Below are 25236 nucleotides of genomic sequence, written 5' to 3'. Positions count from 1 at the left end.
GTTAGCATAGCTAAGCTTGACATACGGTGATTCTCATTCTACTGAAAAGTGACTCAGTGAAAGAGTCAAAAAATTTTTGGGAGAGTGAAACCATGACGAAAGCTGAACTGGTCGAGAAGATCTACGCCAAGAGCGGCCTTGAGACGAAAGTCAAATCCGAAGCAGCGCTGGATGCTGTGATTTCCGCGATCTCCGAGTGTCTTGCTTCTGGTGATTCCATCACCTTGATGGGCTTTGGCAGTTTCAAGGTTGTCAAGCGCGCACCTCGCACCGGCCGTAACCCTCGCACCAACGAGAAGATTGAAATCCCCGCCTGCTCCGTTGTGAAGTTCCTTCCCGGTAAGGCTCTTAAGGATGCCATCAAGTAAACTGCGCCCTGTGGCGCTTGTGGAACAGGCCGTCCGCATATTGCGGGCGGCCTGCTCGTTTAAGAACGGAAGCGCGGGAGGCTGCCGGGGCGTTTTTCCGACTGCGGAGGGTGCTGAGGGAAGCGTTCGGAAGCACCTCTGCCCGGCACCCGTGCGGCAGAGCGTTCTGCCGCGCTCAGGCGTGTTTTTTGCCGTGTTTCATGCCCTGGGGAAGGCGGCGCTCTCTTATGCCCGGAAAATTCCTCCTGCGGTCTCAGAAGGGCATGTCTTCTCCCGTTTCCCGTCCCGCAGTAGGCGGAAGATGAGCCGCGGGCCTTCCTGCGGCGGCAGAAAGCGTTTTCCGCACCACACGCGGGCATCGCCATGCCGGGAAAGGCGCGTCGGCCTTCGGTACATGCGGCAGGGCATGTGTTTTTTCCGGAGCCTCTTCCGCCCTTTGGCGGAAAAGGGATGAAAAAAGCCCCCGCCTCACAGGAGACGGGGGCCGTGGAATCAGAGGGGCGGAGCAGCGCCTCATGCTTCTGTTGCGCAGGCGGCGCTCAGCGCCCTATTTTTCTTTTCATGGCTTCCACGGAAAGATGCTCCAGCTTATGGATGCGCAGAAGGTAGAGCACCGCGGCCACGCTGAGACCCATGATGAGGGATATCCAGAAGCCCAGCACGCCCAGAGGTTCGGGCGTGAAAAGACTCGTCATGCACAATGCCCAGCCCAGGGGCAGACTCACCACCCAGTAGGCGATGAAGGAAATGCAGAAGATGGCCCGCGTATCGTTCCAGCCGCGCAGGGCGCAGAGCGTGTTGGTCTGCACGCCGTCGGGGAACTGATAGAACACTTCGCAGATGAGAAGCAGGCTTGCCATCTCGATGACGGCCGTATCCCGGGTATAGAGCTGAGCCACGGGGTAGCGCACGAGATAGATGAGAAGGGCCAGCACACAGGCCATGGCCAGTGTGATGGTGAGCGCGGTGAGGCGGGCGCGCTTTGCCCCGGCCATGTCGCCCGCTCCGAGGAGAGAACCCACGCGTATGGTGGAGGCCGCACCTATGGAGAAGGGGCACATCCAGACAAAGGCGCTCACGTTGATGGCGATCTGATGCCCGCCCACGGAAGTGACGCCGAGGGGCGAGACGATGAGGGCGATGAGCGCAAAGGCCGCCGTTTCGTTGAGCATGGCAAAGGCTCCCGGAAGACCTATGCGTACCATGCGCTTCAGGATGACGCCTGAGGGCTTTTCCAGAGCAAGGGCGGCCCTGTCGGTATGCCGCACGAAGAACATCATGGAAGCGGCCATGAACCAGAACAGAACGGCCGTGGCCAGGCCGCAGCCTGCGGCCCCCATGGCGGGCATGCCGAACTTGCCGAACACGAAGATGATGTTGAGCGGCACGTTGAGCGCAAGGCCGATGAAGCCCGCCACCATGGCGGGACGTGTTCTTCCGTGTCCCTCCAGAAAGCAGCGCTGCACGACGAAGAACATGAGCGCGGGCACGCCGAAGAGCACGGCGAAAAGGTATTCCGAGGTCTTCTTTGCCAGAAGCGGGTCCATATCGCCCCAGATGGTGATGGTGGAGCTTATGGCAAGGAAAATGCCCATGAGCAGGACGGAGATGACAAGGGCCAGCCACAGGCCCTGACGCAGAAAATGCCTGCTTTTTATTCTGTTGCCCGCGCCGAGGGCCTGAGCCACAAGGGGCGTGATGGCCATGATGAGCCCCTGGCCGAACATGATGCCCGGAATCCAGAACGAGGTGGCCACGGCCACGGCGGCCATGTCCACGGAGCTTGCGCGTCCGGCCACCACCGTATCCACGAACGACATGGCGATCTGTGCTATCTGGCCGAGAAAGACGGGAACGGCGAGGAAGGCGAGGGTGCGGGCCTCCTGCCCGCTGAAATGCCTGAACATGATGCTCCTCCCTGGGGGAGAGGAGGTCTTGCGGGGAAGAGAGGCGCAGCTCGGCATCGGCCGGCCTCCCTGTTTCGAACCTCATCCCTTTTTCAGGTCAATGGTTGGCGCATGCAAAAAGCGCGGGGGCGCGCCGCATGCGGACGGGGCCTGAAGGCCCGGAAACATGTGCCGCTTCGCGGAAGCGGCGGAAGGTGCCGTGGCGCTTTTCCGGGCATGGCGCTCCGGATGCGGCACGGGCGTGCCCTTTGCCGGAAAAGGCCGGCGGGCGGGGCTTTCCCGGGAAAAAGCTTCCCGATGTTTAAACTCGAAAACCCGTCAGCCGCCGAAACGGGAGACGGGATCGAGCCTTTGTCGAAGAAACCTTACTTGCCCAGCTTCTTGAGAAGGGTGCGCACGGTGTCGGACAGTTCGGCACCCTTGCCGACCCAGGCCTGGAGCTTGTCATTGTCGATGCTCAGGGTGCCGGGGTTGGTGTTGGGGTTGTAGTAGCCCAGGAATTCCAGCGGACGGCCGTCGCGGCGGCTGTCGCTGTTGATGGCCACGATGCGGTAGAAGGGGCGCTTCTTGGAACCAGAGCGGGTCATTCTCACTTTAACAGACATATCTCACTCCTGATAGGGATAGGCAGCGGGGCTACCTTTTTTTGTTTTTGCGTTTCTGCTTGTCGCGTTTCTTCTTGGTAGCGGATTTTCCGCTGCCAGGTATTCCGGGCACGCCGCCGGGAAGACCCGGCATTCCGCCCATTCCAGGCAGTCCGCCCATGCCGGGCAGACCACCCAAGCCCGGCATGCCGCCCATGCCGCCCAGACGGTTCATCATGCCCTGGGGAATACGGGGCATGCGCCTGCCGGGCTGCATCATGGACTGCATCATTTTTTTCATCTGCTCAAACTGGCGCAGGAGCATGTTCACATCCTGCACCTGGGTGCCCGAGCCTCTGGCGATGCGGGCTCTGCGGCTGCCGTTGATGATATCGGGGTTGCGGCGTTCCTGACTGGTCATGGAGTTCAGGATGGCTTCCGTCTTGTTCAGCTCTTTTTCATGCCCGCTCATGTCCCCGAGCTTTCCGGCGAGGCCGCCGAGGCCGGGAATCATCTTCACGAGCGATTCCAGAGAGCCCAGCTTGCGCATGTGGCGCATCTGGGTGCGGAAGTCTTCCAGGTCGAATTTGGCCTTCTGCATCTTCCTGGCGAGAGCCTCGGCCTCTTCGGCCTCCATTTCGCTCTGCGCCTTTTCCAGCAGGGTGAGCACGTCGCCCATGCCGAGGATGCGGCCCGCAACACGGTCGGGATGGAACACTTCCATTTCGGAAAGCTTTTCGCCCATACCGACAAATTTTACCGGCGCTCCCGTGACCGACTTGATGGAGAGCGCGGCGCCGCCTCTGGCGTCGCCGTCCATCTTGGTGAGAACAACGCCCGTGATGCCGAGATGGTCGTTGAACGACTCGGCCACGGTGACGGCGTCCTGACCGGTCATGGCGTCGGCCACGAACAGGATTTCCTGCGGATGCACGGCCCCCTTGATGGCTACAAGCTCCTGCATGAGGGGCTCATCCACATGAAGGCGGCCTGCCGTGTCGATGATGACCACGGTGCACTGCTTTGCCCTGGCGTCCTCCACGGCGGCACGGGCGATGTCCACCGGGTTCATGTCCACGGTGGAATCGAAGCAGGGAATGTCGAGCTGCTTTGCCAGGGTGCGCAGCTGGTCGATGGCGGCGGGGCGGTACACGTCGGCGGGCACGAGATAGGGGCGCATCTTCTGCTTGCGCAGCAGAAGGGCCAGCTTGCCCGAAGAGGTGGTTTTACCGGAACCCTGAAGGCCGGTCATGAGGATGACGGCAGGCTGTGCGCCCTGAAGCTTCAGGCCGGTGTCTTCGCCGCCGAGCAGCTTGACCAGTTCGTCGTGTACGACCTGTATGACCTGCTGCGCGGGAGTGACGCCCTTCATGACCTGCACGCCGAGCGCGGCTTCGCGCACGCGATCCACGAACTCCTTGACGATCTTGAAGTTCACGTCGGCTTCAAGAAGCGCGAGACGTACTTCACGCAGAGCGTCCTGGATGTTGGATTCCGTGAGCTGAGCGCGGCCGCTGAGGTTGCGGAACACGCCGGAGAGTCGGTCTGTCAGGCTTTCAAACATCGTCTTTCCTGTTCTTATGACTTGGAACTAAGAACCGTTACGCAACTTTTTCCGGCAAGTCAAGTTTAACTTGGGCAAAGCGGCGTCAGGCGTGCTCCGGCACGCTCTTGCCTCTTGCCCTCGGCGGCGGGGGCGGGTATCGTATGCCTTTCCCAGAAAACACGTTTTTCAGGAGCCGTCATGTCTGTTATCATGGGAACCGCCGGGCACATCGACCACGGCAAGACCTCGCTCATCAGGGCGCTTACGGGTATAGATTGCGACCGCCTCGGAGAAGAAAAGCGCCGCGGCATCACCATTGAACTGGGCTTTGCCTATGTCGATCTTCCGGGCGGGGAGCGCATGGGCATCGTGGACATGCCCGGCCATGAGCGCTTCGTGCGGACCATGGTGGCCGGTGCCTCCGGCATCGATTTCGTGATGCTCGTCATTTCCGCCGACGAAGGCGTCATGCCGCAGACGCGCGAACACCTTGAAATCTGCACGCTGCTGGGCGTGCGGCACGGCATTGTGGCGCTCACCAAGATCGACATGGTGGATGCCGACATGCTGGAACTCGCCACGGAGGATGTGCGCGAGTTTCTGAAGGGCACGTTCCTGGAAGGCGCGCCCATCTTTCCCGTGTCGTCCGTGACCGGGGAAGGGCTCGATGCGCTGCGCGCCGCCATAGCCGAACAGAGCCGCCGTCAGCCGCGGCGCCGTTCCGATCTGTTCCGGCTTCCGGTGGACCGCGTCTTTTCCCTCAAGGGCCACGGCACCGTGGTCACGGGCACCCTGGTTTCCGGTTCCGCCGCCTGCGGCGACGAGGTGGAGCTTCTGCCGAGCGGCAGGCGTTCCCATATCCGCAGCATACAGAGCCATGGCGAGGGTCAGGAAAAGGCCGAGGCCGGACACCGCATTTCTCTGAACCTGCACGGTCTTTCCGTGGAGGACATCAGCCGCGGCGACGTGGTCACCCATGTGGGAACCATGAAGAATTCCCGGCGCTGGATCGTGGAGCTGACATGCCTTGCCTCCTCCCCCCGCGGACTTCGCCACAGAGGCGAGATTCATTTCCATCACAGCGCGAGGGAACTTGCGGCCCGGCTGTATTTTTATGACCGCGACCGTCTGGAGCCCGGAGATACGGCGCTGGTGGAAGTGCATTTTTCCGAACCTGTGGCCGGCGTCTTTGCCGACCGCTGCATCGTGCGGGCCTTTTCTCCCCTGCGTACCGTGGCGGGCGGCTCCATTCTGTACCCTCTGGATACGGCCCCGCGCCGCAGTCATATCGACGAGGCCATGCAGAAGAGGCTGCTTTCCCTGCCCGACGCCGACGCGGAAACGCGCATTGCCGTGCAGCTTGAGCTTGCCGGGCGCTTCGGCGCAACGCTTTCCGATCTTTCCATCCTTACCGACCTCGGCGGCAGGCAGCTGGAAAAGCAGATACAGGCCATGTCGGGCAAGGGCGGCGCCTTCTGCTGGGACAAGGACGCAAAGTGCTGGATTTCCCCCGTGTGGCTGGAAAGACTCATGGAGCGCGCCCTTGCCGCCACAGAGGCCTTCCACAGGAAGAACCCGCTGGAACACGGCATGGCCAAGGGCGTGATTCTTGCGGGCATGGGCGCCGGCGTTCCGCCCAAGCTTGCCCACTATGTTCTGGAACGGCTTCTCCGTTCGGGCAGACTCATGGCCGAGGGCGAGCTGCTCCGCCTGCCGGAACACAAGGTTTCTCTGGCGGACGATCAGCAGGCGCTGAAGGAGGCGCTTCTCAAGGCGCATCTGGCCACGCCCCTCATGCCGCCCAACCATACCGAGCTTTTTGCAGAACTCGGCATCAGCGCACGGCAGGCGCAGCCCATATTCAAGATTCTGGTGGGCGAGGGCGCTCTCGTGAAAATCAAGGAAGATCTGTATTACCTCTCTTCCGTCATGGAGGAACTCAGGCAGAAGGTGCGGGATTTCCTTGCTTCCCACGCCGAGATAACGCCCGGAGATTTCCGCGATATTTCGGGTATTTCCAGGAAAAACGGCATTGCCCTGCTTGAGCATTTCGACAAGGAGCAGCTCACCATGCGCGTGGGCGACAAGAGAGTGCTGCGCGGCAGGAGCGCGTGATATGGCGGCAGTGGTGGCTCTGGATTTTGAAACGTCCGACAAGTATGCCGACAGCGCCTGCGCTCTCGGCATGGTCCGCATGGAGAATCTTCGTGTGGTGTCGAGCTGGTACCGCCTCATCCGGCCGCCCCGTTCCCGCGTGTATTTTACCGAGATACACGGGCTGACCTGGGACATGCTGAAAGGGGAGAGGAGCTTTGCCGAACTGTGGCCGGAGATATCCGCCTTTATGCAGGGGGCGGAACTTCTGGTGGCGCACAACGCCACCTTCGACAGGCGCGTGCTCTACGGCTGCTGCCGGGCCTCCGGCCTTCTTCCCCCTTCCGCTCCCTTTGCCTGCACGGTGAAGGGCGCGCGCCGCGGACTCGGGCTGCCGCACAACAGGCTGAACGACGTATGTGACTATCTCGGGCTGGAGCTCGACCATCATAACGCCGCCTCCGATGCCATGGCCGCGGCGCGGATCTATCTGCATCTGCGTTCTCTGGGCATGACGGATGAGGCGATGCTGCTCAGGTGAGGAAAGGGGCGTTCTGCTCCTTGCCCTTGCGCGGCGGGGGGCCTATAGTGGAAAAAGTGAAGACGCTGTGAGGTTGCCATGATTATTGAATGTCCTTCCTGCCGGTTCCGGCGCGATGTGCCCGATGCCTCCATCCGGCCCGGCAAAAAATATAAGGTGACGTGTCCGCGCTGTTCCAGCGTGTTTCATTTTTCCCTGCCGGAGGAGGAAGAGCTTCCGCCCGCCGACCGGAGTGTGGAAAGCACACCTCCTCCTGCCCGTGAGGAGGCTCCGGCCGCGCCTGTGAGGGAAGAACCCTCTGCCGGGGGAAAGCCTCCGGTTCCGCACCTTTCCACAGAACAGGAAGGCGACGATCCCCTTCCTCCCGGGGCGCAGATTCCCGAGTTCGACAAGGAAAAGCCTGTTGAACGCAAGGAGGAGAAGCCCGAGGAAAAGCCCGCCCGGCACAAGCCTTCCGGCTTCTGGGAACACTGGCGGAGCATACGGGAACATGTGCGCGCCTATGACGAGGGGCAGGAGGAATCCTCCTCCCGTTCCGACGGCCGTCCCGACGGCGCTCCCTGGGAAAGCCCGGAATATTACGGCTTCTGGGGCAGTTTCTCGCGCACGCTCCTCGGCGTGCTCTTCCATGCGCCGGACTTTTTCCGGCATGTGCGCTGCAATTTCTCCGTTATCCGCCCCATACTCTTCTATGTGCTGCTGAGCCTTTTCCAGATGCTGGCCTCCCGGCTGTGGTCCATGAAGTTCCTCAAGGAACTGACCACCACCGCCACGGATCCGCAGGTACTGGCCATGGCCGAAACCCTCATGCAGAGCATGAATATGCCCCTCATGCTGCTGGTCACGCCGTTCTTTTCCATTTTCCAGGCCGTGATTCTGGCGGGGCTTTATCATCTGATGATCCGCATGGTGCAGCCCGACAGGGCTGATTTTGCCACCACGCTGCGCGTGGTCTGCTACAGCGCTGCGCCGCTTGTTCTGTGCATCGTACCCATGGTGGGCAGCCTCATTGCCTCCATCTGGTTCGTGGCCGCGGCCTTCATCGGCTGCAAGTTCGCCCTGCGCCTTTCGTGGGTGCGTACCGTGCTGGCGCTTCTGCCGCTGTACATTCTGGAATTTGCGCTGGTTTCCCAGATTCCCGCCTTCATGGCCGGGATGTAGCGTTTTTCCTGTGAGAAGAAAGGGCGGAGCTTCCGGCTCCGCCCTTTCTTTTTAACGCAAAAAGGCGCCTTCTCCGTGCACCGGCATGGAAGCCCTGCGGAAAGGGTGACCGGAGCCCTTACAGAGCGAAGAAACCCAGAACCTTCAGGATCACCAGGCAGAACCCGGTCATGAGAAGGCAGACAAGGGTGAGAACAAGGCTGGAGAAAAGCTTCATGGTGCTCCGGAAAGCGGGCCCATGCGTTCAAGGGGAACGGAAAGGCCCGGCATGCTGTTCTGTCGCAGAGGCTCCGACGGAAAATCCGCCGGAGCCTCTGTATGACGGTGTGCTATTTTTGTCTGATGGCCGCCCGGTACTCGCGCACGGCGCGGTTGTGTTCGGCAAGGGTTCGGGAAAAGGTATGCCCCTTGTCGCGTCCTGTGGCCACAAAGTAGAGATAGTCGTGTTTTTCCGGGTGAATGGCGGCCTTGAGCGCCGAAGTGCCGAAGGAGCAGATGGGCCCCGGAGGCAGGCCCGGGTTCTGATAGGTATTGTACCGGTTGTGCTCGTTTTCCAGGTGTCGGCGCAGCAGAGGTCCGTCGAAGCTGCGGCCCAGGCCGTAGATGACGGTGGGGTCGGCCTGCAGGAGCATGCCCCGTTCCAGCCGGTTGGTGTACACCCCGGCCACGCGGGCGCGCTCTGCGGGAACGCTGGTTTCCTTTTCCACAATGGATGCGAGGATGACGATTCTTCTGAGTTCCGCGGAAGAGGGGCGCTTCTCATCCGGCCAGAGCTTGTCGGCCCTCTGCCAGAACATTTCCACCAGGCGGTTGGCCACGGCGCGGGCCGCATCCTTGTTCATTTCGCGCGGACGGGGCAGAAGGTAGGTTTCCGGGAAGAGGAAGCCTTCGGCGGAATCAAAGGGAATGCCCCAGTGACGGAGAAAGTCCGGGTCGTGGATGACGGAGGTGAAGTCCGCCGCCTTGCAGAACCCTTCCTTTTCCACCAGCGTCGCCACATCCCACCAGGGCAGGCCTTCGCGTATGGTCAGCCGGTAGAGCATGGCCTTGCCGGAAACCAGCATGTCCAGCACCTTTTCCGGGAGCCATCCGGTATGTACCAGAAAGCGCCCGGCCTGAAGACTGCGGCTTTTTTCCTTGTACCTTGTCAGAAGCTGGAAGCGCAGGGAATCGGTGATGACGCCTTCCTTCTTCAGCATGTCCGCCACCTGCGTGAGGTTCATGCCCGGCTCTATGTCCACGATGAGGCTTCTGCCCGGCGTTTCCGGCGCGGTGCTGAGGAAGGTGCGCGCGTCGTTCCACACATAAAGCCCGGCGCAGAGCACGACCAGAAAGAGAAGAACAAGGATGTTGCGCAGGGTGTGCCGTTTCTTTCCGGGTGCCGGGGACGTTGTTTCCTCGTCCCTGCGCGGCTGTTCAGGCTCCGGCCGGCCGCCGTCTTTTGGTTCCTCAGGCGTGGGGGTGGGCTGCATCTGGCTCATGCCCGCAATCTCCTTTCCTCCGGCTGGTCGAGAAAGCTTTCAAGAATGAGTACGGCGGCCTGCTGGTCCACCACCTTCTTCACTTCACGATAGGCCATGCCGAAGTCGTAAAGTTCATGTTCCGCCGCCGCGCTGCTCAGCACTTCGTTCATCCAGTACACGGGCAGACTGGTGCGGCGTTTCAGCGATTCCACAAAATGGCGCACCTGCACCGTGGTGAGGCATTCCGTGCCGTCGGTGTAAAGGGGCAGTCCCACCACGATGGCCTCGGCCTTTTCTTCTTCCAGAAGGGCCAGAAGTTCGGCAAAGAAGGCCGCCCTGGTTTCCCTCTTCAGGGTGCAGCGGGGAAAGGCGAAGTTCCCGTCCATGTCGGAAACGGCAATGCCCACGCGCTTGAGCCCGTAATCAATGGCGAGATATTTCATGGTGCTACAGCGTCAGAGCGCCGGGGAAGACAAGGTGGATGAACGCCATGACGACGCTCACGCACAAAAGCGCCCATATTCCGGCCAGTACGTCGTCGATCATGATGCCCCAGCCCGCGGGAAGCCAGCTTTCCGAAGCATGCACGGGCCACGGCTTCAGGATGTCGAAAAAGCGGAAGAAGACAAAGGGCACGAGGAGAAAGGCCACGTCGGCCGTGGTGGAAGAGGCGGAGAGATTGCCCAGCAGAAGCATGCTGAGCCACTGCCCCACCAGCTCGTCGATGACCACACAGCCCGGGTCCTGCCTGTTCAGCAGCACTTCCGCACGCGAGGCCGCAAGGGCGCCCACCACGAAAAGCACCGCCAGTACCGCAAGACGCCACGGCAGGGAAAGGGGAAGATACACGAAGGGGGCAATGAGCACGGCAAGAAAGGAACCCGCCGTGCCGGGAGCCCGGGGAGAAAGTCCGGCCGGGCCGAGACGGGAGAAATGCAGAACCGCTTTATCGAAAAAAGTCATGACTGCTCCTGAAAGACCGAAGTTTGCTTCAGGATAGAAGCTCCCGCCCCTCTTGGCAAGAGGATGCGGAAGGGCCGCGGAAGCGTGTTTTTTTTGCAGGAGGGAAGGCCAAGGTTTTCCTTGTCTTCTTTCTGCTGTACTGGTACGAAAGAAGCGTGCCCGGGTGGCGAAACTGGTATACGCAAGGGACTTAAAATCCCTCGCCCGCGAGGGCTTGCGGGTTCAACCCCCGCACCGGGTACCAAATAATAAGTAGGATGTTGGCGTATGAGGTAGGAAAAAGCCTGATACGCCAACACTTTTTTAAAATCTGATTGTCGCGGGTAGTAGTCGGAAGCAGCCTTGTGTCGTGCAAAAAACTTGGTATATTCCTTGGTACGGTTTTCAGGTGCCAAGATAAGGCGCTTATCTGGTACCAAGTTTTGCCCTGAAAAGGGGCAAAATTCATGCAGAAAAAGAAGGAAAATTTCATATATCACAATAAAAACAGCATGATATATGAAAGAAAAATACCAAAGAGGGAAACGATATGCCGCTGAGCGACGCCGAAATCCGGGCAGGTGCCCGGAAAGGTACCAAGGGCCGCAAGTCGGACGGCGGGGGCCTTTATATTCAGGACTGGCGATATTGGCGCATGGCGTACACGTTCGACGGAAAGCAGAAGACGCTTGCCTTCGGCGTGTACCCTGATGTTTCCTTGCAGATGGCGCGGGAGCGGCGGGCGGAGGCAAAGAAACTGCTTGCCCTCGGCGTTGACCCCGGAGAGGAGAAAAAGCGCCGCAAGGAAGAGGCAAGGCAGGAAGCCGCCGGAGCCAGAACCTTTGAAAGCGTGGCGCGGGAATGGCTGGAACAGAGTAACCGGACGGGGGAAGTAAAGGCCGTCACGGAAAAGCGCAAGCGGTATATCCTTGAGCATTACCTTATTCCGGCGCTTGGTTCCCTTGCGTTTTCCTCCTTGAATCGTTCCATGCTGAGGACGTTGCCCATACTCAAAGAGCACGAACAGGCGGGGCACTTGGAGACGGTGAAACGCATGGTGCGGATGATTCAGGCGGTGTGCCGGTTCGCCGTTCAGAACGAAATCCGGGACGATGACCCGTCCGCCTTTCTCGGCGGCTGCTTTATGAGGCCGAAAGTTACCCACAGGGCGGCAATCTTGGAAGAAGGCCGATATCAGGAGCTGATAAAGGCCCTGTACCGATACACGACGGAAAGCGCCTCTCTGTACTATGCCTTGCAGCTTATGCCCATGCTGTTTACGCGAAACTCGGAACTGTGCCATGCGGAATGGGCGGAAATCGACCTCGGCGCGGGCAGACTGTGAGGCCGTGGGCCTGTGCCCTTGCCCTGCCGGAAGGTGCCGCCGTGGCGGTGCCGTTCTCATGCCTCCGGGGAAGAAAGTTTTCCGGCCGTGTTGACTTCTCCCCCAAAAGGCCGAAAAATGACGAAATGGGGCAAAAAAGAGGGGTACCAATGAAAAATCTTGGTATATTTCTTGGTATCGAAGAAAAAATTATCTGAAAATATCTAGTAAAAACAAAATATTGCTTTTTGAATTGTAGTACCGCACCGTACCACAACAGTGATTTCTGAAGCAAGGCCATGTTTTTACATGGTCTTTTTTGTTAATGAAGGATGATTTCAGAAAATCCGCCCATATTTTACGCTTGTACTGCTCCACCTGCGCCGATTTTTTTCAAGCGGCTCCGACTTTTTGTCGGAACTATGGAGCATGGAAATATACCTTCAGCGCAGAGCCGTTATTGTAGCATGCCCATCCCGACAAGATTGATCGCCGCATACGGCGGCTGAAAAGAAAGTATGTTTTCATCAGCCACAGAAGACAAATCCGATACAGGAGTAAAATCATTTTATTCAATGTTTTGTTTCTTCTGCTTATGGGTGATATGGAAATCACCATTTTTCTATGATCCGTTGAGCAATAATGTTTTTCATGGATATGCAGAAGTCTGTCAGCAGTTTTTTTATATTGTTAGATATATGATGAGAGTTTTTTATTTTTTTCAAGAAAAGAGCATAATGCAGATAACGCTATCTCCATGGCGTCACACAATGCGAGAAGAATAAACACAGATGTTTTTCGGTCTCCACGAAGAACTTCACGAATATCACCAGGCGAAATTCCGGTTGATGTGGAAAGTTGGTGTCTGGAAAGGTTCAGGTCAGAACCCTTTTTCTAAACCTTCCGAAATGTTTTGATAAATTTTCATTTCGTCTCTCATGTTGTCAGGATGCAGTATTTTTTCTTGACAAATGGTCATGGTTGTCATCATGGGTAACAGTTATTACCCACCCTTGGTGGTCAGATCATTTCATAAGAGCCGGAGACGCTTTCTGATGCGTCCCTGTCTGGCTTGTGTTTTTAATTCAACGTGCTAAAAATACTAATTTTTTACAAGGTGAGAATATTATGTCACAGATTACCCCGCAAAGACAGAAAAATGTCATCGAAGTCAGATTTATTCGCTATGGAGTAGCAATATTATCCGCAGTTTTTGTAGGTATTATATTTTTTTTGACAAGATTATATACTTCATACACCGCTTTAAATATTCCCCTTTGGAAAGAATCAGCTCCCATAGTTATTTCTTTTATTCTCGGATATGTCGGATTCATAGTTGGTGACGTATTGCGTCAATGGGTTATGCCTTCTCATTTAATTGCAAAGGATTTTATTAAATTAGTTAAAATGAAAATTTTTTGGAAAATAGGGCCTCAATCTGTAGGAATAGTTATCGGATGCGTTGCTCCTTGGATTGTATTTTATAAGTTAATGATGGGATAATATATTATTTCAATGCTTACATTACCACGAGACAAAAATATGCCTGCTGGAAAAGCCGCCCTTTGAAGCAGGGGAGGCTATGGCCGGCAATAGACATACATGTTTTGTCGGCTGATGCCGTATTTTCTGGAAAGAGGTTACCTTAAGGTGATGTCTGAAGGCCTCATGTTCCCCGATAGGGAGCATGAGGCCTTCTGGTATGCTTCGGGCTGTTTTTTCTCTGTGTGTTCTGCAGAAGGAGGCTCTCCGGGCGGGTGCTCATGTTGGGGAAAACGTGCAGGATGCGCCAGAAAGAGACGGGAAGGCTCTTTTTTATGAGGAAAGGCTCCCATGCGCCGCAAGGCGCGGCAGGGGAGCCTTGCGCATGTTCCGCGCGGAGGCCGGTTTATTCCGGCTTGTCGTCGTAGGTGCCTTCCACGGCGTGGATGAGGTCCACCACCAGAGAATTGTAGGGCGTGGGCACGCCGTAGAGCTTGGCCTGTTCCACCACCGCACCGTTGATCTTGTCGATTTCGGTTTTGCGGCGGTTTTTGCGGTCCTGATACATGCTGGCATAGCCGTTGGGCACGGCTTCGCACACCTTGCGGACGCTTTCCAGGGCTTCGCGGCGGTCGAAATAGGTGCCGTCGGCCTCCGCCACCATGACGCCTTCATAAATGATGCGCTTTGCAAAGTCCCAGGCGTACTTGTTCTCGATCATGTACCCTATGCGGCATTCCAGCAGGGCGGAGAGCGTGTTGATGGACATGTTCACAAAGAGCTTGCTCCAGATGATGCGCTGGATATCGTCGCTCACCACGACCTCAAGCCCGCATTCTTCAAGAATCTCCGCGACCTTCTTGTCCTTGTCGCTGTCCTTGACCATGGTGCCCAGGGTGGTTTCCCCGCTGCCGGTATGGCGGCAGGCGCCGGGGCCCGTTCCCACGCTGTTGTGCTTGCTCGTGCCGATCACGATGTTTTCCCTGGGCACGAAGTGGGCGATGTCGCGGTCGTTGCCTGCGCCGTTCTGGAGCGTCATGACCAGCGTGTCGGGCCCGATGAGGCCCTGATTCGTCTCAATGGCGGCATAGGTGGCGGTGGATTTGACGAACACCACCAGAAGATCGACGGGTTCGGTCCGGCTGCCGGAAAGGGCGGCCTTCATGGCATAATGATGTTCCGTTCCGTCCGTTTCCGTGATGGTGACGCCTTTGTCATTGATGGCCTCCACCTGAGGCGCGTAGGAATCGATGAGAATGACGTCGTGCTTCCGGGAAAGATAGCAGCCGTACAGGCAGCCCATGGCGCCGGCGCCGAGTACCGCGATTTTCATAGAAAAACCTCCATAAAGAGCAGGCGGAACCTGCGGTTGCCAGCATAGCAGAAAGCGCATGCGGGGAAAAGCCGGCAGAGGGCGCCCTCCATGGCTGCTGCATGTGCGTGACGCCTGAGAGAGCTCCATCCGAAGGCATGGCGGAGCGGAAGATGCGTCGTGTCTTCCCGGCGTCGTTCCTCTCATCATGGAAGAGGCACCCTGTCCGGGAGCTTTGTTTCTTAAAAGGAAGAAAAGTTTTATAAAATGATAGTAAATGTCTTTTTCATGGAATATCATCAATGTCATGATATCATTTTGCAAGGTGATGAAGTGTTATTGTTCACCGGTGTATGATTCATGATGATATCATGATTATCATCTATATTATCATTGAGCGGTAAAATTGCTTCTGCTATCTCTTCATGCAACGAAAATAACGTCGAATATGGCGCGGTCTGATGCGTGTTCCCTGCTTTGAAAAGGCGGGCGCGTGCAGCAGGAAAGAGGCCATGGAAGCGGGCTTTCCCGGAGAGTCGGGGCTTCATGCATGCTGACGGGAAGAGTCCGGGCTGTTTTTCGGAAATGCGGTGTCTGCGGCCTCCTTTCCCTTGTTTTTGCTGTTTCTCATCCGGCCGTGAGCGTTTCATGATGATTCAACCGGGAACCCTGCGGTTCTTTGATGGTGAAGTTCCTATGTTCAAGATTCAGCCTGTCATACTTTGCGGCGGCTCAGGAACGCGGTTGTGGCCCGCTTCGCGCGCCAGGTACCCCAAGCAGTTCATGCTGCTCGGCAACGGCGATACGCTTTTCGCCGAAACGCTCCGGCGTACGGAATGCCTGGAAGGAACCGGCAGTCCCATCATTGTGAGCAACGACGCGTGCCGTTTTTTTGTCAGCTCCGCATTGACGGAAGAAGGCATGGAAGGAACGGTCATTCTTGAGCCGCAGAGTCGGAACACGGCCCCTGCCATAGCGCTGGCCGCCTTTGCCGCGCTGGAAGAGGGCGAGAGCCTGCTGCTGGTGCTGCCCTCGGATCACAGGTTCGAGAATCCCGAGGCGTTCTGTCGTGCGGTGGACAAGGCGCGGCAGGCGGCGGAAAAGGGCTTTCTCGTCACCTTCGGCATCCGGCCCCTGTCGCCGGAAACCGGCTACGGCTACATCCGCAGAGGGGAGTCCATGTCTGAAGAGGGCGTCTTCCATGTGGCGGGATTTCTGGAAAAGCCGGAACGCGACAGGGCGCAGGCGCTCATCGACGAGGGAAACTGCTACTGGAATTCGGGCATCTTCTTTTTCAAGGCCTCCGTGTATCTGGATGAGCTGAAGCGTTTTGCCCCGGATATCTGGCGTGCTGCCCGCGCCGCGTGGGAGGAGAGGAAGAAGGACCTTTCCTTCCTCCGTCCCGGATCGTCGTTCTGCCTCTCTCCGGCCCGCTCCATCGACTATGCCGTGATGGAGCATACCGCAAAGGCGGCCGTGGTTCCGGTGGACTGCGGCTGGAGCGATCTCGGCTCCTGGCAGGCTTTTTATGAAATTACGAAGAAAGATCAGTTCGGCAACGCCTGCGAAGGCGACGTGATCACGGAAAACGCCCGCAACTGCTACCTGCGCAGTTCCGGCCGCCTCATTGCCGCACTGGATGTGCACGACCTTGCCGTGGTGGAAACGCGGGACGCCATTCTGGTGACCGACCGGCGCCGGTCGCAGGACGTGCGGCAGGTGGTGGAAAAGCTGAAGCTGGAAAAGCGCCCGGAATCGGACATCCATCTCAAGGTATACCGCCCCTGGGGCAGTTATGAAACGCTGGTGCTTTCCGAAAGGTTCCAGGTCAAGCGCATCGTGGTGAACCCGGGGGAGGAGAATTCCCTTCAGCTGCACTATCACCGGGCGGAACACTGGATCGTGGTGAGCGGCACGGCCGAGGCCACCATTGGGGAGAGCGTTCACCTGCTTACGGAAAACGAGTCTCTCTACATTCCTCTGGGCGCACGGCACAGGATCAGGAATCCCGGCACCATTCCGCTGGTCTTCATCGAGGTGCAGTCCGGCGCGTACCTGGGGGAAGACGACATCGTCCGGCTTCAGGACGATTACGGCCGCGCCGGAACGGAGGCACGGCCATGAACCTTTCCTGCTTCAAGGCCTACGATATCCGGGGTCGTTACCCGGATGAGCTGAATGAGGATCTGGCGCGGCGCATCGGCTATGCCTTTGCGCGGGAGTTTCGTCTCGGCAACGTGGTCATCGGGCACGACGCACGGCTTTCCGGCCCGGCGCTGTACGGCGCCCTTGCCGAAGGTCTGCGCGCCGCAGGTGCGGATGTGACGGGCACGGGGCTGTGCGGCACGGAGGAAATCTACTTTGCCTCCTTTGCCGAAGGCTTCGATGGCGGCGTCATGGTCACGGGCAGCCATAACCCGGCGGATGAGAACGGTTTCAAGCTGGTACTCGGCGGGGCCGTGCCCGTGAGCGGGGATTCCGGGCTTCCTGCCGTGCGCGGGCGCGTGGCGGAGGAGCAGAACGTGCCTTCGACCTTGCGGGGGAGCTTTGCCGAACGAAGTTTCCGCAATGACTATGTGGCGCATCTTTTAAGCTATGTCCGGCCGGAGCGGCTGCGCCCGTTCCGCATCGTGGCCGACCCGGGCAACGGCTGCGCCGGGCCTGTGGTCAGGGCTCTGGCGGAGCATCTGCCCTTTCATATCACGCTGATCCGTGAAGAACCGGACGGAACCTTTCCTTACGGCGTGCCGAATCCTCTTCTGCCGGAGAACCGTTCCGCCGCGTCCCGGGCGGTGCGGGAATACGGGGCGGATTTCGGCGTGGCATGGGACGGCGACTTCGACCGCTGCTTTTTCTACGACGCCTCGGGCCGTTTCATCGAAGGCTACTATCTTGTGGGCATGATTGCCGGGGCCCTTCTGCGCATGCACCCGGGAGAGAGAATCATCCATGACCCGCGTCTTGTGTGGAACACGCAGGAACTGGTGGCCGAGGCCGGGGGAGTGGCCGTGGAGTCCAGAACCGGGCATGCCTTCATCAAGGAAAGAATGCGTGCGGACAACGCCCTGTACGGCGGGGAAATGAGCGCCCATCACTACTTCCGGCGCTTTGCCTACTGCGATTCCGGCATGATTGCCTGGCTTCTGGTCGCTCAGTTCCTCAGCGATACGGGAATGACGCTGGAACAGTGCGTGAACGAACGCATGAAGGCCTTTCCCTGCAGCGGAGAAATCAATGCCCGCGTGGAAGACGCCGGGGAAATCATCAGACGTGTGGAAGAAAGATATGCGGCGCTTCCGGGTGCGGAGGTCTCCCGCATCGACGGCCTTTCCGTGGCCTTTCCCCGGTGGCGCTTCAACCTGCGTTCCTCCCAGACGGAACCTGTGCTGCGCCTCAACGTGGAAAGCCGCGGCGATGAGCAGCTCATGCAGAGAAAAACGGAAGAACTGCTGGCCATCATCCGCCAGTAACGGAGAAAGCTCATGAAAAAAGCGTTGATTACCGGCGTCACCGGGCAGGACGGTTCCTATCTCGCCGAATTTCTGCTGGAAAAGGGTTATGAGGTGCACGGCATGGTGCGCCGTTCCGCCACGGAGAAACGCGAACGCATTGCACACCTGGAAGAAAAGGAACACTTTTTCCTGCACTACGGCGATCTGTCCGATTCGCTGAGTCTTGTGCGCATCGTGGGGCTGGTGAAGCCCGACGAGCTCTACAATCTCGCGGCACAGAGCCATGTGCAGGTGAGCTTCGAGGTGCCGGAATACACGGCCGACGTGGCGGGCACGGGGGTGCTGCGCGTGCTTGAGGCCGTGCGTCTCTGCGGCATGGAAAAGACCTGCCGCATCTATCAGGCCTCCACGTCCGAACTCTACGGCAAGGTGGAGGAGTGCCCGCAGAGCGAGACCACGCCCTTCCATCCCTATTCCCCCTATGCCGTGGCCAAGCAGTACGGCTTCTGGATCACCAAAGAATACCGCGAAGCCTACGGCATGTTCGCCTGCTCCGGCATTCTGTTCAACCATGAATCCGAAAGGCGCGGCGAAACCTTCGTCACCCGCAAGATCACCCTGGCTGCCGCCCGTATCGCCCAGGGAAAACAGGACAGGCTCTGTCTCGGCAATCTCTCCGCCCTGCGCGACTGGGGATATGCCGGAGATTATGTGGAATGTATGTGGCTCATCCTTCAGCAGGATGAACCTGAGGATTTCGTCATCGCCACGGGCGAGCAGCATTCCGTGCGTGAGTTCTGCACCCTTGCCTTCCGTGAAGCGGGCATGGAGCTGGAATTCCGGGGGGAAGGAGAGGCCGAACAGGGCATCGACAAGGCCACCGGCCGCGTACTCGTGGAAGTCTCGCCCAAGTTCTACCGCCCGACGGATGTGGTGAACCTGTGGGGCAACCCCACCAAGGCAAAGACAAAGCTCGGCTGGAATCCCACGAAAACCTCTTTTGAAGAGCTGGTCCGGCGCATGGTGCGCCATGACATGGCGCTGGTGGCGCGGGAGGGGGGATGGCGATGATCACGTTCCTCCGGCCGGATTTTTCTTTTTCCGATGAGCGCGGTTTTCTGGTGCAGCTTTGCCGCGAAGGCTGGAAGCAGGTCAATGTGAGCGGCTCGTGCGCGGGCACCCGGCGCGGCGGGCACTACCACAGGAAAAACCGCGAGGCCTTTTTCGTGGTGGAAGGCCGCATGGACATGCATCTGGAGCGCGAGGGTGAGGTGCGGGAATGTACGGCGGAAAAGGGCGATTTCTTCGTCATCGAGCCTTTCGTCGTCCATTCCTTCTTCTACCCCGAGCCTACCGTGACCGTGGCCCTGTATGATTCCGGCGTGGAAAACGAAGACGGAACCAAGGACATGTATTCCCTCTAGGAGTCTGGCATGTATGTGGTTGTGGGCGCAAGCGGATTTCTCGGAAGCTATCTGATACGGGCCATTCTGGAAAAGACGGATGATCATGTCCTTGCCGTGGCGAGAAGCGTGCACGACGGGGAAAGGAACACGCGTCTGTCGTGGATGAGCTGCGACGTGACAAGGCACGGAGATATTCTTGCCCTGCAGGACAGAGCAGGGAGGGAAAAGGTAAAGGTGCTTTACCTTGCCGCCATGCATCACCCCGACGAGATCAGAAGTTTTCCTCTTCAGGCATGGAATACGGACATTACGGCGCTGGCGGATTTTCTGGGCGTCTTCGGTTCCGTGGAGGCCCTGTACTACGCCTCCACGGAGGTGGTGTACGGCGAAACCGGCGGCCTGCCCGTGGACGAGTCGGCGCCGCTTTGTCCCGTGAGCCGTTACGGCGAGCTGAAGGCGCTGGCCGAGAACATGGTCATCACGGCAGGGTACAACGTGGTCCGCTACCCCGTGCTCATGGGGCCGAGTCTGGTTGCCGGGCGGAAGCATTTTTATGACGAAATCGTGGATTCCGTGGCAGGCGGGAAGCGCATGGAGATGTTCTGCGACCAGAGGCGTTCCATGCTGGATTTCGGCACGGCGGCGGAGCTGACCGTAAGGCTGATGGAATGCGGCACGGCGCGCAGGTACAGGGTGGTGAATATTGCCGGGGACGAACCTCTTTCCAAGTACGAGACCGCCCGGCGCATCATCAGGGCGCAGGGCATGGATGAAAGCCTGATTGTTCCCGTCGCCATGAAGGATTCCCCTGTGTTCCGGGAAAAACGGGCCTCGGAAACCATTCTCGACAACAGCCTTGCCAAAAGACTGCTCCATCTGGACAGCATAACCATGAGGTTCATCTGACATGCAGAAGGAAGAAGAACATGTCGTTGTGTTTTACGAGGGGCAGGATGACCTCATCGAGATACTGGCAACGTCGATATGCAGCATCTGCTGCCAGACGACATCCTTTGTGGATGTTTTCATTCTCGATTGCGGCGTGAGCGATGTGCATAAAAGACTGCTGGATACGCTGAAACAGCGTTTCCATAACGTTTCCCTCACCTATGTTCCCGTGGATCTGAGCCGTTTTGCGGGACTGAAGGGCTGGGGAAGCGCCGGAAAGTTTCTGGACTGCTACGCGCGCCTGCTTTTTCCCGGACTCAGGCCGGACATACACAAGGCCATATACCTGGACAGCGACGTGATGGCTCTGGGGGATATCCGTGAGCTTTATGACGTGGATCTGGAAGGCTTCGCCATTGCCGCCGCGCCGGATCTCGGCTGCGACGCGACCATTTTTGACAACTGCGTCAGAAACCTGAACGTCTCGAAGCAGCATGTCTTCGCCAATGCGGGCGTTGTGGTGGTGGACTGCGACGCATGGAGAAGAGACGACATAGGGAGCAGGCTTCTCCGTCTGGCCATGGAAAAAAAGGACTTCCTGAACATCATCATCGAAGAACTTTTCTGCATGTATTTCAACGGCAATCGTTACAAAAGGCTGGATCTCAGATTCTGCATGTCCGACAGAATAAACTGTATTCAGCATGTGAATGCGCCGTTCATTACCGATGAATATGTCAGAAACGAGTGGCTTCATGCGGTGATTCAGCACATCACACCGACAAAGATGTGGAAATTTCTGAGAAACGACAGGGGAGGAGAGTGCCGTAATTTTTCCCTGTTCTGGTTCTTTGCAAAAATGACGCCGTATTATGAAGGAATGCTGGCAAAGTACATGTTCATCACCAGCGAAGCCATAGGCAACGCTTATCACCATACCGTAAAAAAGATACTGTTTTTTAAAATCATTCCTGTCTATGTCATAAGAGGAAGTGGAAGCATAAAATACAGATTATTTAATAAGATAACGATATGGAAGGAGATATATTGATGGATGACAGGCCTCTTGTTTCCATAATAACGGTTACGCTGAACATTATCGACAACGACCGGAAGGAATATCTGGACAAGTGCGTGGAAAGCGTGCGCTCTCAGTCGTATCCGAACATGGAATATATCATTCAGGACGGAGAATCCTGCGACGGAACGCTGGAGCTGCTCTCCTGCTATACGGGCCTTCAGGTGTTTTCCGAACCGGACGGCGGCATCGACGAAGCGTACAACAACGCCATGAAGCATGCCCACGGCAAGTATGTCATGTTTCTGAATTCCGACGATTATTTTCATGACGATACCGTCGTGGAACGCTGTGTGGCGCTCATGGAGGAGAAGAAGGCGGATTACCTCTACGGCAAGGCGGACATCATTGATGAAAAGCGGAAGGTGGTGGGAACCTTTGTCCCGCGCATGGAAAACTTCTGGCGCGACATGCCCTATTCTCATCAGGCTTTTTTCATCCGCAGGGATGTGCTGGAAAAAGAAGGCAACTATGACGCCTCGTTCGGCATAGGGGGGGATTATGATCTGGCGATACGGCTTATCCTCCGGGATTACAAGGGCGTGTATATGGATGAAAAGATATCCTACTACAGGCTCGGGGGCATATCGTCCCAGATGAAGGACAAGCAGAGTCACCAGAAGACGCTGTGCATTCTCGCCTCCATCATGCTGAAGTTCTACAGCCTGTTTTACAAGGACATGGAACTTGAGGACTGCCTCGACATCTACCATTTCGGAGAAAAGACATCGGCGGTATATCCCAGGCATTTTCTGCAGAAGCTCATCAACTTCATGGTCGGTCTTGATCTGAAAAACTTCGATTATAATAAATTTATCGATTATGTTAATATGCTCTCTTCCGTAAACTGCATGGATGATGTGAAAAAGGAAAAAATATACTTATTCCATTTTCTGTTGATTATGAAAATCAAATATACGTCATCAAGAAGGAAATATTATCTGTTCGGATGTATTCCCCTGTTCAAGGTAACATTTTAATGCAGTGAGAAGAGTGTATGAAGACCACCATCACCACGACGACGATTCATGTGCCGTATCTGATAGAGGACTATGTCAGAGATGTTCTGAAACACGGCAGGCAGGACGACGTGGATATCGTCATCACCGGCGACAGAAAAACGCCGCCGGAGGCCGCAGAGTACTGCCGCATGCTGGAAGAGCGCTACGGCATTTCCGTGCTCTTCATGGATGTGGAGGCGCAGGAAGGCTTCATGGCCTCCCGTCCACGTCTCAACGGTTTTCTGCCGTGGAACTGCCTTCAGCGCAGGAACGTGGCCATTCTGAAGGCTTATGATGAAGGCGCGGACATCATTGTTCTCATCGACGACGACAACTATCTCGCCTGCGAGGATTATGTGGGCGGGCATGCTCATCTGGGCGGCGTGACGGATATGGATGTGGTTTCTTCCCCCACGGGCTGGCATAATATCTGTTCGTGGCTGAAGGACAGGCAGGGGAGGCCGTTCTTCCCCCGGGGCTATTCCTGGCCGGAGCGCGTGCACGACGCCCCCTGTACCGTGGGGCGGGAAAAGGTGCGCTGCGTGGCCAACGGCGGCTTCTGGCTGGGGGATCCTGATATTGATGCCGTGACCCGCCTCGCCGCGCCCATAGATGTGACGGAATATGCGCGCAGCGGAAATTTTGCCCTGCAGAAAGGGGTGTACAGTCCCTTCAATTCCCAGAACACGGCCATACACAGGGATATTGTTCCGGGCTATTTTCTCTGCCCCGGCATAGGGCGTTTCGACGATATATGGGCCTCCTATGTGGTCGAGCGCATCGCCTGGCACATGGGAGACTTCATCAGTTTCGGGGAACCGCTCGTCAGGCAGAACCGCAATGAGCATGACCTGTGGGTGGATGCCCATGCCGAAGAGGCAGGGACGAAATACACGCCGGACTTCTGCCGCTGGCTGCGGGAGATTCCCCTTTCCGCCTCCACATACAGGGAATGCGCGCTGGAACTCATGCACGGCCTGAAGAAGCTGATCGACGGGCAGCCCGACAACGTGCTTCCCTGTGCGAAGCGGGCATTCTTCAATCATTTCATCGACGGCAGTCTGATCTGGGCAGAGTCCGTGTGATGCGCACATTGTGCTGCCTGTGGGCCTGCGTGGAAACAGCGGGACTATGGAACGGCACAGGGTTCGGGGCAGAATCTGCCCTCATACGGCGGAAAGTAAACTTTCGTTTACATGGCTGCGGAAAAGTGTGTTTGCGTGGAGCGTAGTGCATGTATCCATTCTGGAAGCGGACAAGGCGTGATTCTGAAGAGAGAATGCGCGGAAATACGGTGTGCGACGGGGAGGACAGGTTGCTCCGGGAGTCTGTGCAGGATGTGTATGTGGCGGGGCTGAGGGTCGTCAGACTGCGCAGACGGGGTTTTGTGACCTGTGTGGAGATCGGCGGCCTGCCGCTTCTGCGTGTGGAGCGCTTCCCCTATAAGACATGCTGCCGCCTGGGCGGACTGGAACTTTTCAAGCTGAGAAGACGAGGCACGCCGACAGGCCCCTCTGCCGGGCCGCTCTTTCTGGAAGAAGGCAGGCGCAGACTTTTCTGGAACATCGGTCCTCTGGCCTTCAGAGAGGAGACATCGGGGGTTGCGCGCGTGACCCGCAGTCTGCTTCATGCCCTGACGGAGGATACTTCCGGCGACTATGCGGTGTATCCCGTATATACAACGGGATACTGTTCGGGGTATGTTCATGCCCGCAGCTTCACACGGAACAGTGAGCGGCCCGGAGAGGCTCCGGATATGCCGGTCATCTTCCGGAAAGGGGATATTCTTCTCAGCCCTGTTCCCGATACCCGGGAAGTGGAGAGTCATTTTCAGGTGTTGAAGGCATTGCAGCAAAAGGGAGTGAGAATTATTTTTCTGGTGCACGATCTTATTCCTCTTCGTCATCCCGAATTCTGTCCCGCGGCGTTCCGGGACGACTTTGTCCGCTGGCTTCCTCTGATTTCCCAGTTCGACGGGGTCATCACGGTTTCTGCAGACGTGGCTGAGGATTATCGGGCCTGGCGCAGGGAAAACGGATGGAACGGACCGTTCTTCGTGGACTGGTTCCACCTCGGCGGCGACATGGACCATGCCGCTGCGGGGGAGACCTTGCCGGAGAGCGCCTGTGCCGTATTCTCCGCCATGAAGAGGCGCCCGAGCTTTCTCACCGTGAGCACGGTGGAGAAAAGAAAGGGCTACGGGCAGGCGCTGGCCGCCATGGAAATACTCTGGTCAAAGGGCGTCGATGTGAATTTTGTCATGGTGGGCCGCCGCGGCTGGGGCGTCGACGAGCTTGCGGCGCGTCTGGAGCGACATCCCGAAAACGGCAGACGTCTGTTCTGGCTCAGTGGTATCGGCGATGCATACCTCGGCAGGCTGTACGATGCGGCAGGCTGCGTGCTGTTTCCTTCGGAAGCGGAGGGCTTCGGACTTGCCGTGGCGGAGGGGGCGAAGCACGGCAGGCCCCTCATTCTGCGGGATATGCCTGTGTTTCGGGAAACTGCGGGCGAACATGCCGCCTATTTCACCGGACGCGAGCCGGAAGATCTGGCCTCATGTCTGGAAGCATGGCTTTTGCGCGACGCCGAAGGCCGGACCATATCCCCGGCAGGGATACGGCCCCTTTCCTGGAAGGAAAGTGCGGCCATGCTGCTTTCCCGTCTTCCCCGGTTTCAGGGAGTTTGAT

Annotated in this window: 22 protein-coding genes and 1 tRNA gene; 16 read left to right on the top strand and 7 right to left on the bottom strand. The window is 57.7% G+C overall.

Annotated features, from left to right (window positions below):
* Window positions 1-56 precede the first annotated feature (56 nt).
* Window positions 57-368 (top strand): HU family DNA-binding protein, encoded by a 312-nt coding sequence (locus Q0K07_RS01120; RefSeq protein WP_294445511.1) that lies wholly within the window; start codon window positions 57-59, stop codon window positions 366-368.
* A gap of 539 nt (window positions 369-907) precedes the next feature.
* Here Q0K07_RS01120 and Q0K07_RS01115 read toward each other — a convergent pair.
* The 3 genes from Q0K07_RS01115 to ffh form a co-directional block, all read right to left on the bottom strand.
* The gene (locus tag Q0K07_RS01115; RefSeq protein WP_294555257.1) at window positions 908-2275 is read right to left on the bottom strand and encodes an MATE family efflux transporter; all 1368 of its coding nucleotides are present in this window, start codon (window positions 2273-2275) and stop codon (window positions 908-910) included.
* A gap of 365 nt (window positions 2276-2640) precedes the next feature.
* Window positions 2641-2880, bottom strand: coding sequence for a 30S ribosomal protein S16 (rpsP, locus tag Q0K07_RS01110; protein WP_077072122.1), 240 nt, complete (start codon window positions 2878-2880; stop codon window positions 2641-2643).
* Between the two features lie 31 nt (window positions 2881-2911).
* Window positions 2912-4423, bottom strand: a complete 1512-nt coding sequence (gene ffh / locus Q0K07_RS01105; protein WP_294555253.1) for a signal recognition particle protein — start codon at window positions 4421-4423, stop codon at window positions 2912-2914.
* A gap of 180 nt (window positions 4424-4603) precedes the next feature.
* Between ffh and selB the strand changes: the two genes are divergently transcribed.
* From selB to Q0K07_RS01090, 3 genes are all read left to right on the top strand, one after another.
* Complete coding sequence (selB, locus tag Q0K07_RS01100) at window positions 4604-6520, top strand: selenocysteine-specific translation elongation factor (RefSeq protein ID WP_294555250.1); 1917 nt, start codon at window positions 4604-4606, stop codon at window positions 6518-6520.
* Window position 6521: 1 nt separating this feature from the next.
* The gene (locus tag Q0K07_RS01095; protein WP_294555247.1) at window positions 6522-7040 is read left to right on the top strand and encodes an exonuclease domain-containing protein; all 519 of its coding nucleotides are present in this window, start codon (window positions 6522-6524) and stop codon (window positions 7038-7040) included.
* Window positions 7041-7118: 78 nt separating this feature from the next.
* Window positions 7119-8201 carry a YIP1 family protein gene (locus Q0K07_RS01090; RefSeq protein WP_294555244.1) on the top strand — a complete coding sequence of 361 codons (1083 nt, stop codon included), beginning with the start codon at window positions 7119-7121 and terminating at the stop codon, window positions 8199-8201.
* A gap of 329 nt (window positions 8202-8530) precedes the next feature.
* Here Q0K07_RS01090 and mltG read toward each other — a convergent pair whose 3' ends face one another.
* Genes mltG through Q0K07_RS01075 form a run of 3 tightly spaced genes read right to left on the bottom strand, consistent with a single transcriptional unit; the run spans window position 8531 to window position 10627 of the window.
* Window positions 8531-9682, bottom strand: a complete 1152-nt coding sequence (mltG, locus tag Q0K07_RS01085) for an endolytic transglycosylase MltG (protein WP_294555242.1) — start codon at window positions 9680-9682, stop codon at window positions 8531-8533.
* A complete protein-coding gene (gene ruvX, locus Q0K07_RS01080) occupies window positions 9679-10107 on the bottom strand; it encodes a Holliday junction resolvase RuvX (RefSeq protein WP_294555239.1) in 429 nt (142 codons plus the stop codon). The genes mltG and ruvX overlap by 4 nt, the downstream gene beginning before the upstream one ends.
* 4 nt (window positions 10108-10111) lie before the next feature.
* Complete coding sequence (locus tag Q0K07_RS01075; protein WP_294555237.1) at window positions 10112-10627, bottom strand: phosphatidylglycerophosphatase A; 516 nt, start codon at window positions 10625-10627, stop codon at window positions 10112-10114.
* 157 nt (window positions 10628-10784) lie between these two features.
* On the opposite strand from Q0K07_RS01075, the gene Q0K07_RS01070 reads away from it, so the two are divergent.
* The 3 genes from Q0K07_RS01070 (at window position 10785) to Q0K07_RS01060 (ending at window position 13433) form a co-directional block, all read left to right on the top strand.
* Window positions 10785-10871, top strand: a tRNA-Leu gene (locus Q0K07_RS01070).
* Between the two features lie 285 nt (window positions 10872-11156).
* Window positions 11157-11951: an integrase arm-type DNA-binding domain-containing protein gene (locus Q0K07_RS01065; protein WP_294555235.1), complete on the top strand. Its 795-nt coding sequence runs from the start codon at window positions 11157-11159 to the stop codon at window positions 11949-11951.
* A 1107-nt stretch (window positions 11952-13058) separates the two neighbouring features.
* Window positions 13059-13433 (top strand): hypothetical protein, encoded by a 375-nt coding sequence (locus Q0K07_RS01060; RefSeq protein ID WP_294555233.1) that lies wholly within the window; start codon window positions 13059-13061, stop codon window positions 13431-13433.
* A gap of 385 nt (window positions 13434-13818) precedes the next feature.
* On the opposite strand, the gene Q0K07_RS01055 is transcribed toward Q0K07_RS01060, so the two are convergent.
* Complete coding sequence (locus tag Q0K07_RS01055) at window positions 13819-14745, bottom strand: 2-dehydropantoate 2-reductase (RefSeq protein ID WP_294555231.1); 927 nt, start codon at window positions 14743-14745, stop codon at window positions 13819-13821.
* 675 nt (window positions 14746-15420) lie between these two features.
* Here Q0K07_RS01055 and Q0K07_RS01050 point away from each other — a divergent pair.
* The 9 genes from Q0K07_RS01050 to Q0K07_RS01010 all read left to right on the top strand — a co-directional run bounded on the left by Q0K07_RS01050 (window position 15421) and on the right by Q0K07_RS01010 (window position 25235).
* On the top strand, window positions 15421-16848 hold the full coding sequence (locus Q0K07_RS01050) for a mannose-1-phosphate guanylyltransferase/mannose-6-phosphate isomerase (RefSeq protein WP_294555229.1): 1428 nt from the start codon (window positions 15421-15423) through the stop codon (window positions 16846-16848).
* Window positions 16845-18194, top strand: a complete 1350-nt coding sequence (locus tag Q0K07_RS01045) for a phosphomannomutase (protein ID WP_294555227.1) — start codon at window positions 16845-16847, stop codon at window positions 18192-18194. The genes Q0K07_RS01050 and Q0K07_RS01045 overlap by 4 nt, the downstream gene beginning before the upstream one ends.
* 12 nt (window positions 18195-18206) lie before the next feature.
* A complete protein-coding gene (gene gmd, locus Q0K07_RS01040) occupies window positions 18207-19247 on the top strand; it encodes a GDP-mannose 4,6-dehydratase (protein WP_294555225.1) in 1041 nt (346 codons plus the stop codon).
* On the top strand, window positions 19238-19600 hold the full coding sequence (locus tag Q0K07_RS01035; RefSeq protein ID WP_294555222.1) for a cupin domain-containing protein: 363 nt from the start codon (window positions 19238-19240) through the stop codon (window positions 19598-19600). The genes gmd and Q0K07_RS01035 overlap by 10 nt, the downstream gene beginning before the upstream one ends.
* 9 nt (window positions 19601-19609) lie before the next feature.
* Window positions 19610-20488, top strand: a complete 879-nt coding sequence (locus Q0K07_RS01030; protein WP_294555219.1) for an NAD(P)-dependent oxidoreductase — start codon at window positions 19610-19612, stop codon at window positions 20486-20488.
* A 1-nt stretch (window position 20489) separates the two neighbouring features.
* Window positions 20490-21521 carry a glycosyltransferase gene (locus Q0K07_RS01025; RefSeq protein ID WP_294555216.1) on the top strand — a complete coding sequence of 344 codons (1032 nt, stop codon included), beginning with the start codon at window positions 20490-20492 and terminating at the stop codon, window positions 21519-21521.
* Window positions 21521-22528 carry a glycosyltransferase family 2 protein gene (locus tag Q0K07_RS01020; protein WP_294555214.1) on the top strand — a complete coding sequence of 336 codons (1008 nt, stop codon included), beginning with the start codon at window positions 21521-21523 and terminating at the stop codon, window positions 22526-22528. Before Q0K07_RS01025 ends, Q0K07_RS01020 begins: the two co-directional genes overlap by 1 nt.
* Before the next feature lie 17 nt (window positions 22529-22545).
* Window positions 22546-23634: a hypothetical protein gene (locus tag Q0K07_RS01015; RefSeq protein WP_294555212.1), complete on the top strand. Its 1089-nt coding sequence runs from the start codon at window positions 22546-22548 to the stop codon at window positions 23632-23634.
* A gap of 194 nt (window positions 23635-23828) precedes the next feature.
* Window positions 23829-25235 (top strand): glycosyltransferase family 1 protein, encoded by a 1407-nt coding sequence (locus tag Q0K07_RS01010; RefSeq protein WP_294555211.1) that lies wholly within the window; start codon window positions 23829-23831, stop codon window positions 25233-25235.
* The last annotated feature ends 1 nt before the right edge of the window (window position 25236 follow it).

Origin of the sequence: uncultured Mailhella sp. (assembly GCF_944324615.1) — a bacterium.
Classification (GTDB): domain Bacteria; phylum Desulfobacterota; class Desulfovibrionia; order Desulfovibrionales; family Desulfovibrionaceae; genus Mailhella.
This window is presented reverse-complemented; position numbering and strand designations above follow the sequence as displayed.

What these genes read in the sequence shown, in the direction of transcription:
- mltG (WP_294555242.1), bottom strand. Translation starts at nt 9,682, where the DNA reads ATGAGCCAGATGCAGCCCACCCCCACGCCTGAGGAACCAAAAGACGGC.
- Q0K07_RS01060 (WP_294555233.1), top strand. Translation starts at nt 13,059, where the DNA reads ATGTCACAGATTACCCCGCAAAGACAGAAAAATGTCATCGAAGTCAGA.
- Q0K07_RS01075 (WP_294555237.1), bottom strand. Translation starts at nt 10,627, where the DNA reads ATGACTTTTTTCGATAAAGCGGTTCTGCATTTCTCCCGTCTCGGCCCG.
- Q0K07_RS01055 (WP_294555231.1), bottom strand. Translation starts at nt 14,745, where the DNA reads ATGAAAATCGCGGTACTCGGCGCCGGCGCCATGGGCTGCCTGTACGGC.
- selB (WP_294555250.1), top strand. Translation starts at nt 4,604, where the DNA reads ATGTCTGTTATCATGGGAACCGCCGGGCACATCGACCACGGCAAGACC.
- Q0K07_RS01095 (WP_294555247.1), top strand. Translation starts at nt 6,522, where the DNA reads ATGGCGGCAGTGGTGGCTCTGGATTTTGAAACGTCCGACAAGTATGCC.
- Q0K07_RS01030 (WP_294555219.1), top strand. Translation starts at nt 19,610, where the DNA reads ATGTATGTGGTTGTGGGCGCAAGCGGATTTCTCGGAAGCTATCTGATA.
- Q0K07_RS01020 (WP_294555214.1), top strand. Translation starts at nt 21,521, where the DNA reads ATGGATGACAGGCCTCTTGTTTCCATAATAACGGTTACGCTGAACATT.
- gmd (WP_294555225.1), top strand. Translation starts at nt 18,207, where the DNA reads ATGAAAAAAGCGTTGATTACCGGCGTCACCGGGCAGGACGGTTCCTAT.
- Q0K07_RS01015 (WP_294555212.1), top strand. Translation starts at nt 22,546, where the DNA reads ATGAAGACCACCATCACCACGACGACGATTCATGTGCCGTATCTGATA.
- Q0K07_RS01065 (WP_294555235.1), top strand. Translation starts at nt 11,157, where the DNA reads ATGCCGCTGAGCGACGCCGAAATCCGGGCAGGTGCCCGGAAAGGTACC.
- ffh (WP_294555253.1), bottom strand. Translation starts at nt 4,423, where the DNA reads ATGTTTGAAAGCCTGACAGACCGACTCTCCGGCGTGTTCCGCAACCTC.
- ruvX (WP_294555239.1), bottom strand. Translation starts at nt 10,107, where the DNA reads ATGAAATATCTCGCCATTGATTACGGGCTCAAGCGCGTGGGCATTGCC.
- Q0K07_RS01115 (WP_294555257.1), bottom strand. Translation starts at nt 2,275, where the DNA reads ATGTTCAGGCATTTCAGCGGGCAGGAGGCCCGCACCCTCGCCTTCCTC.
- Q0K07_RS01045 (WP_294555227.1), top strand. Translation starts at nt 16,845, where the DNA reads ATGAACCTTTCCTGCTTCAAGGCCTACGATATCCGGGGTCGTTACCCG.
- Q0K07_RS01050 (WP_294555229.1), top strand. Translation starts at nt 15,421, where the DNA reads ATGTTCAAGATTCAGCCTGTCATACTTTGCGGCGGCTCAGGAACGCGG.
- Q0K07_RS01090 (WP_294555244.1), top strand. Translation starts at nt 7,119, where the DNA reads ATGATTATTGAATGTCCTTCCTGCCGGTTCCGGCGCGATGTGCCCGAT.
- Q0K07_RS01025 (WP_294555216.1), top strand. Translation starts at nt 20,490, where the DNA reads ATGCAGAAGGAAGAAGAACATGTCGTTGTGTTTTACGAGGGGCAGGAT.
- Q0K07_RS01035 (WP_294555222.1), top strand. Translation starts at nt 19,238, where the DNA reads ATGGCGATGATCACGTTCCTCCGGCCGGATTTTTCTTTTTCCGATGAG.
- Q0K07_RS01010 (WP_294555211.1), top strand. Translation starts at nt 23,829, where the DNA reads ATGCGCGGAAATACGGTGTGCGACGGGGAGGACAGGTTGCTCCGGGAG.
- rpsP (WP_077072122.1), bottom strand. Translation starts at nt 2,880, where the DNA reads ATGTCTGTTAAAGTGAGAATGACCCGCTCTGGTTCCAAGAAGCGCCCC.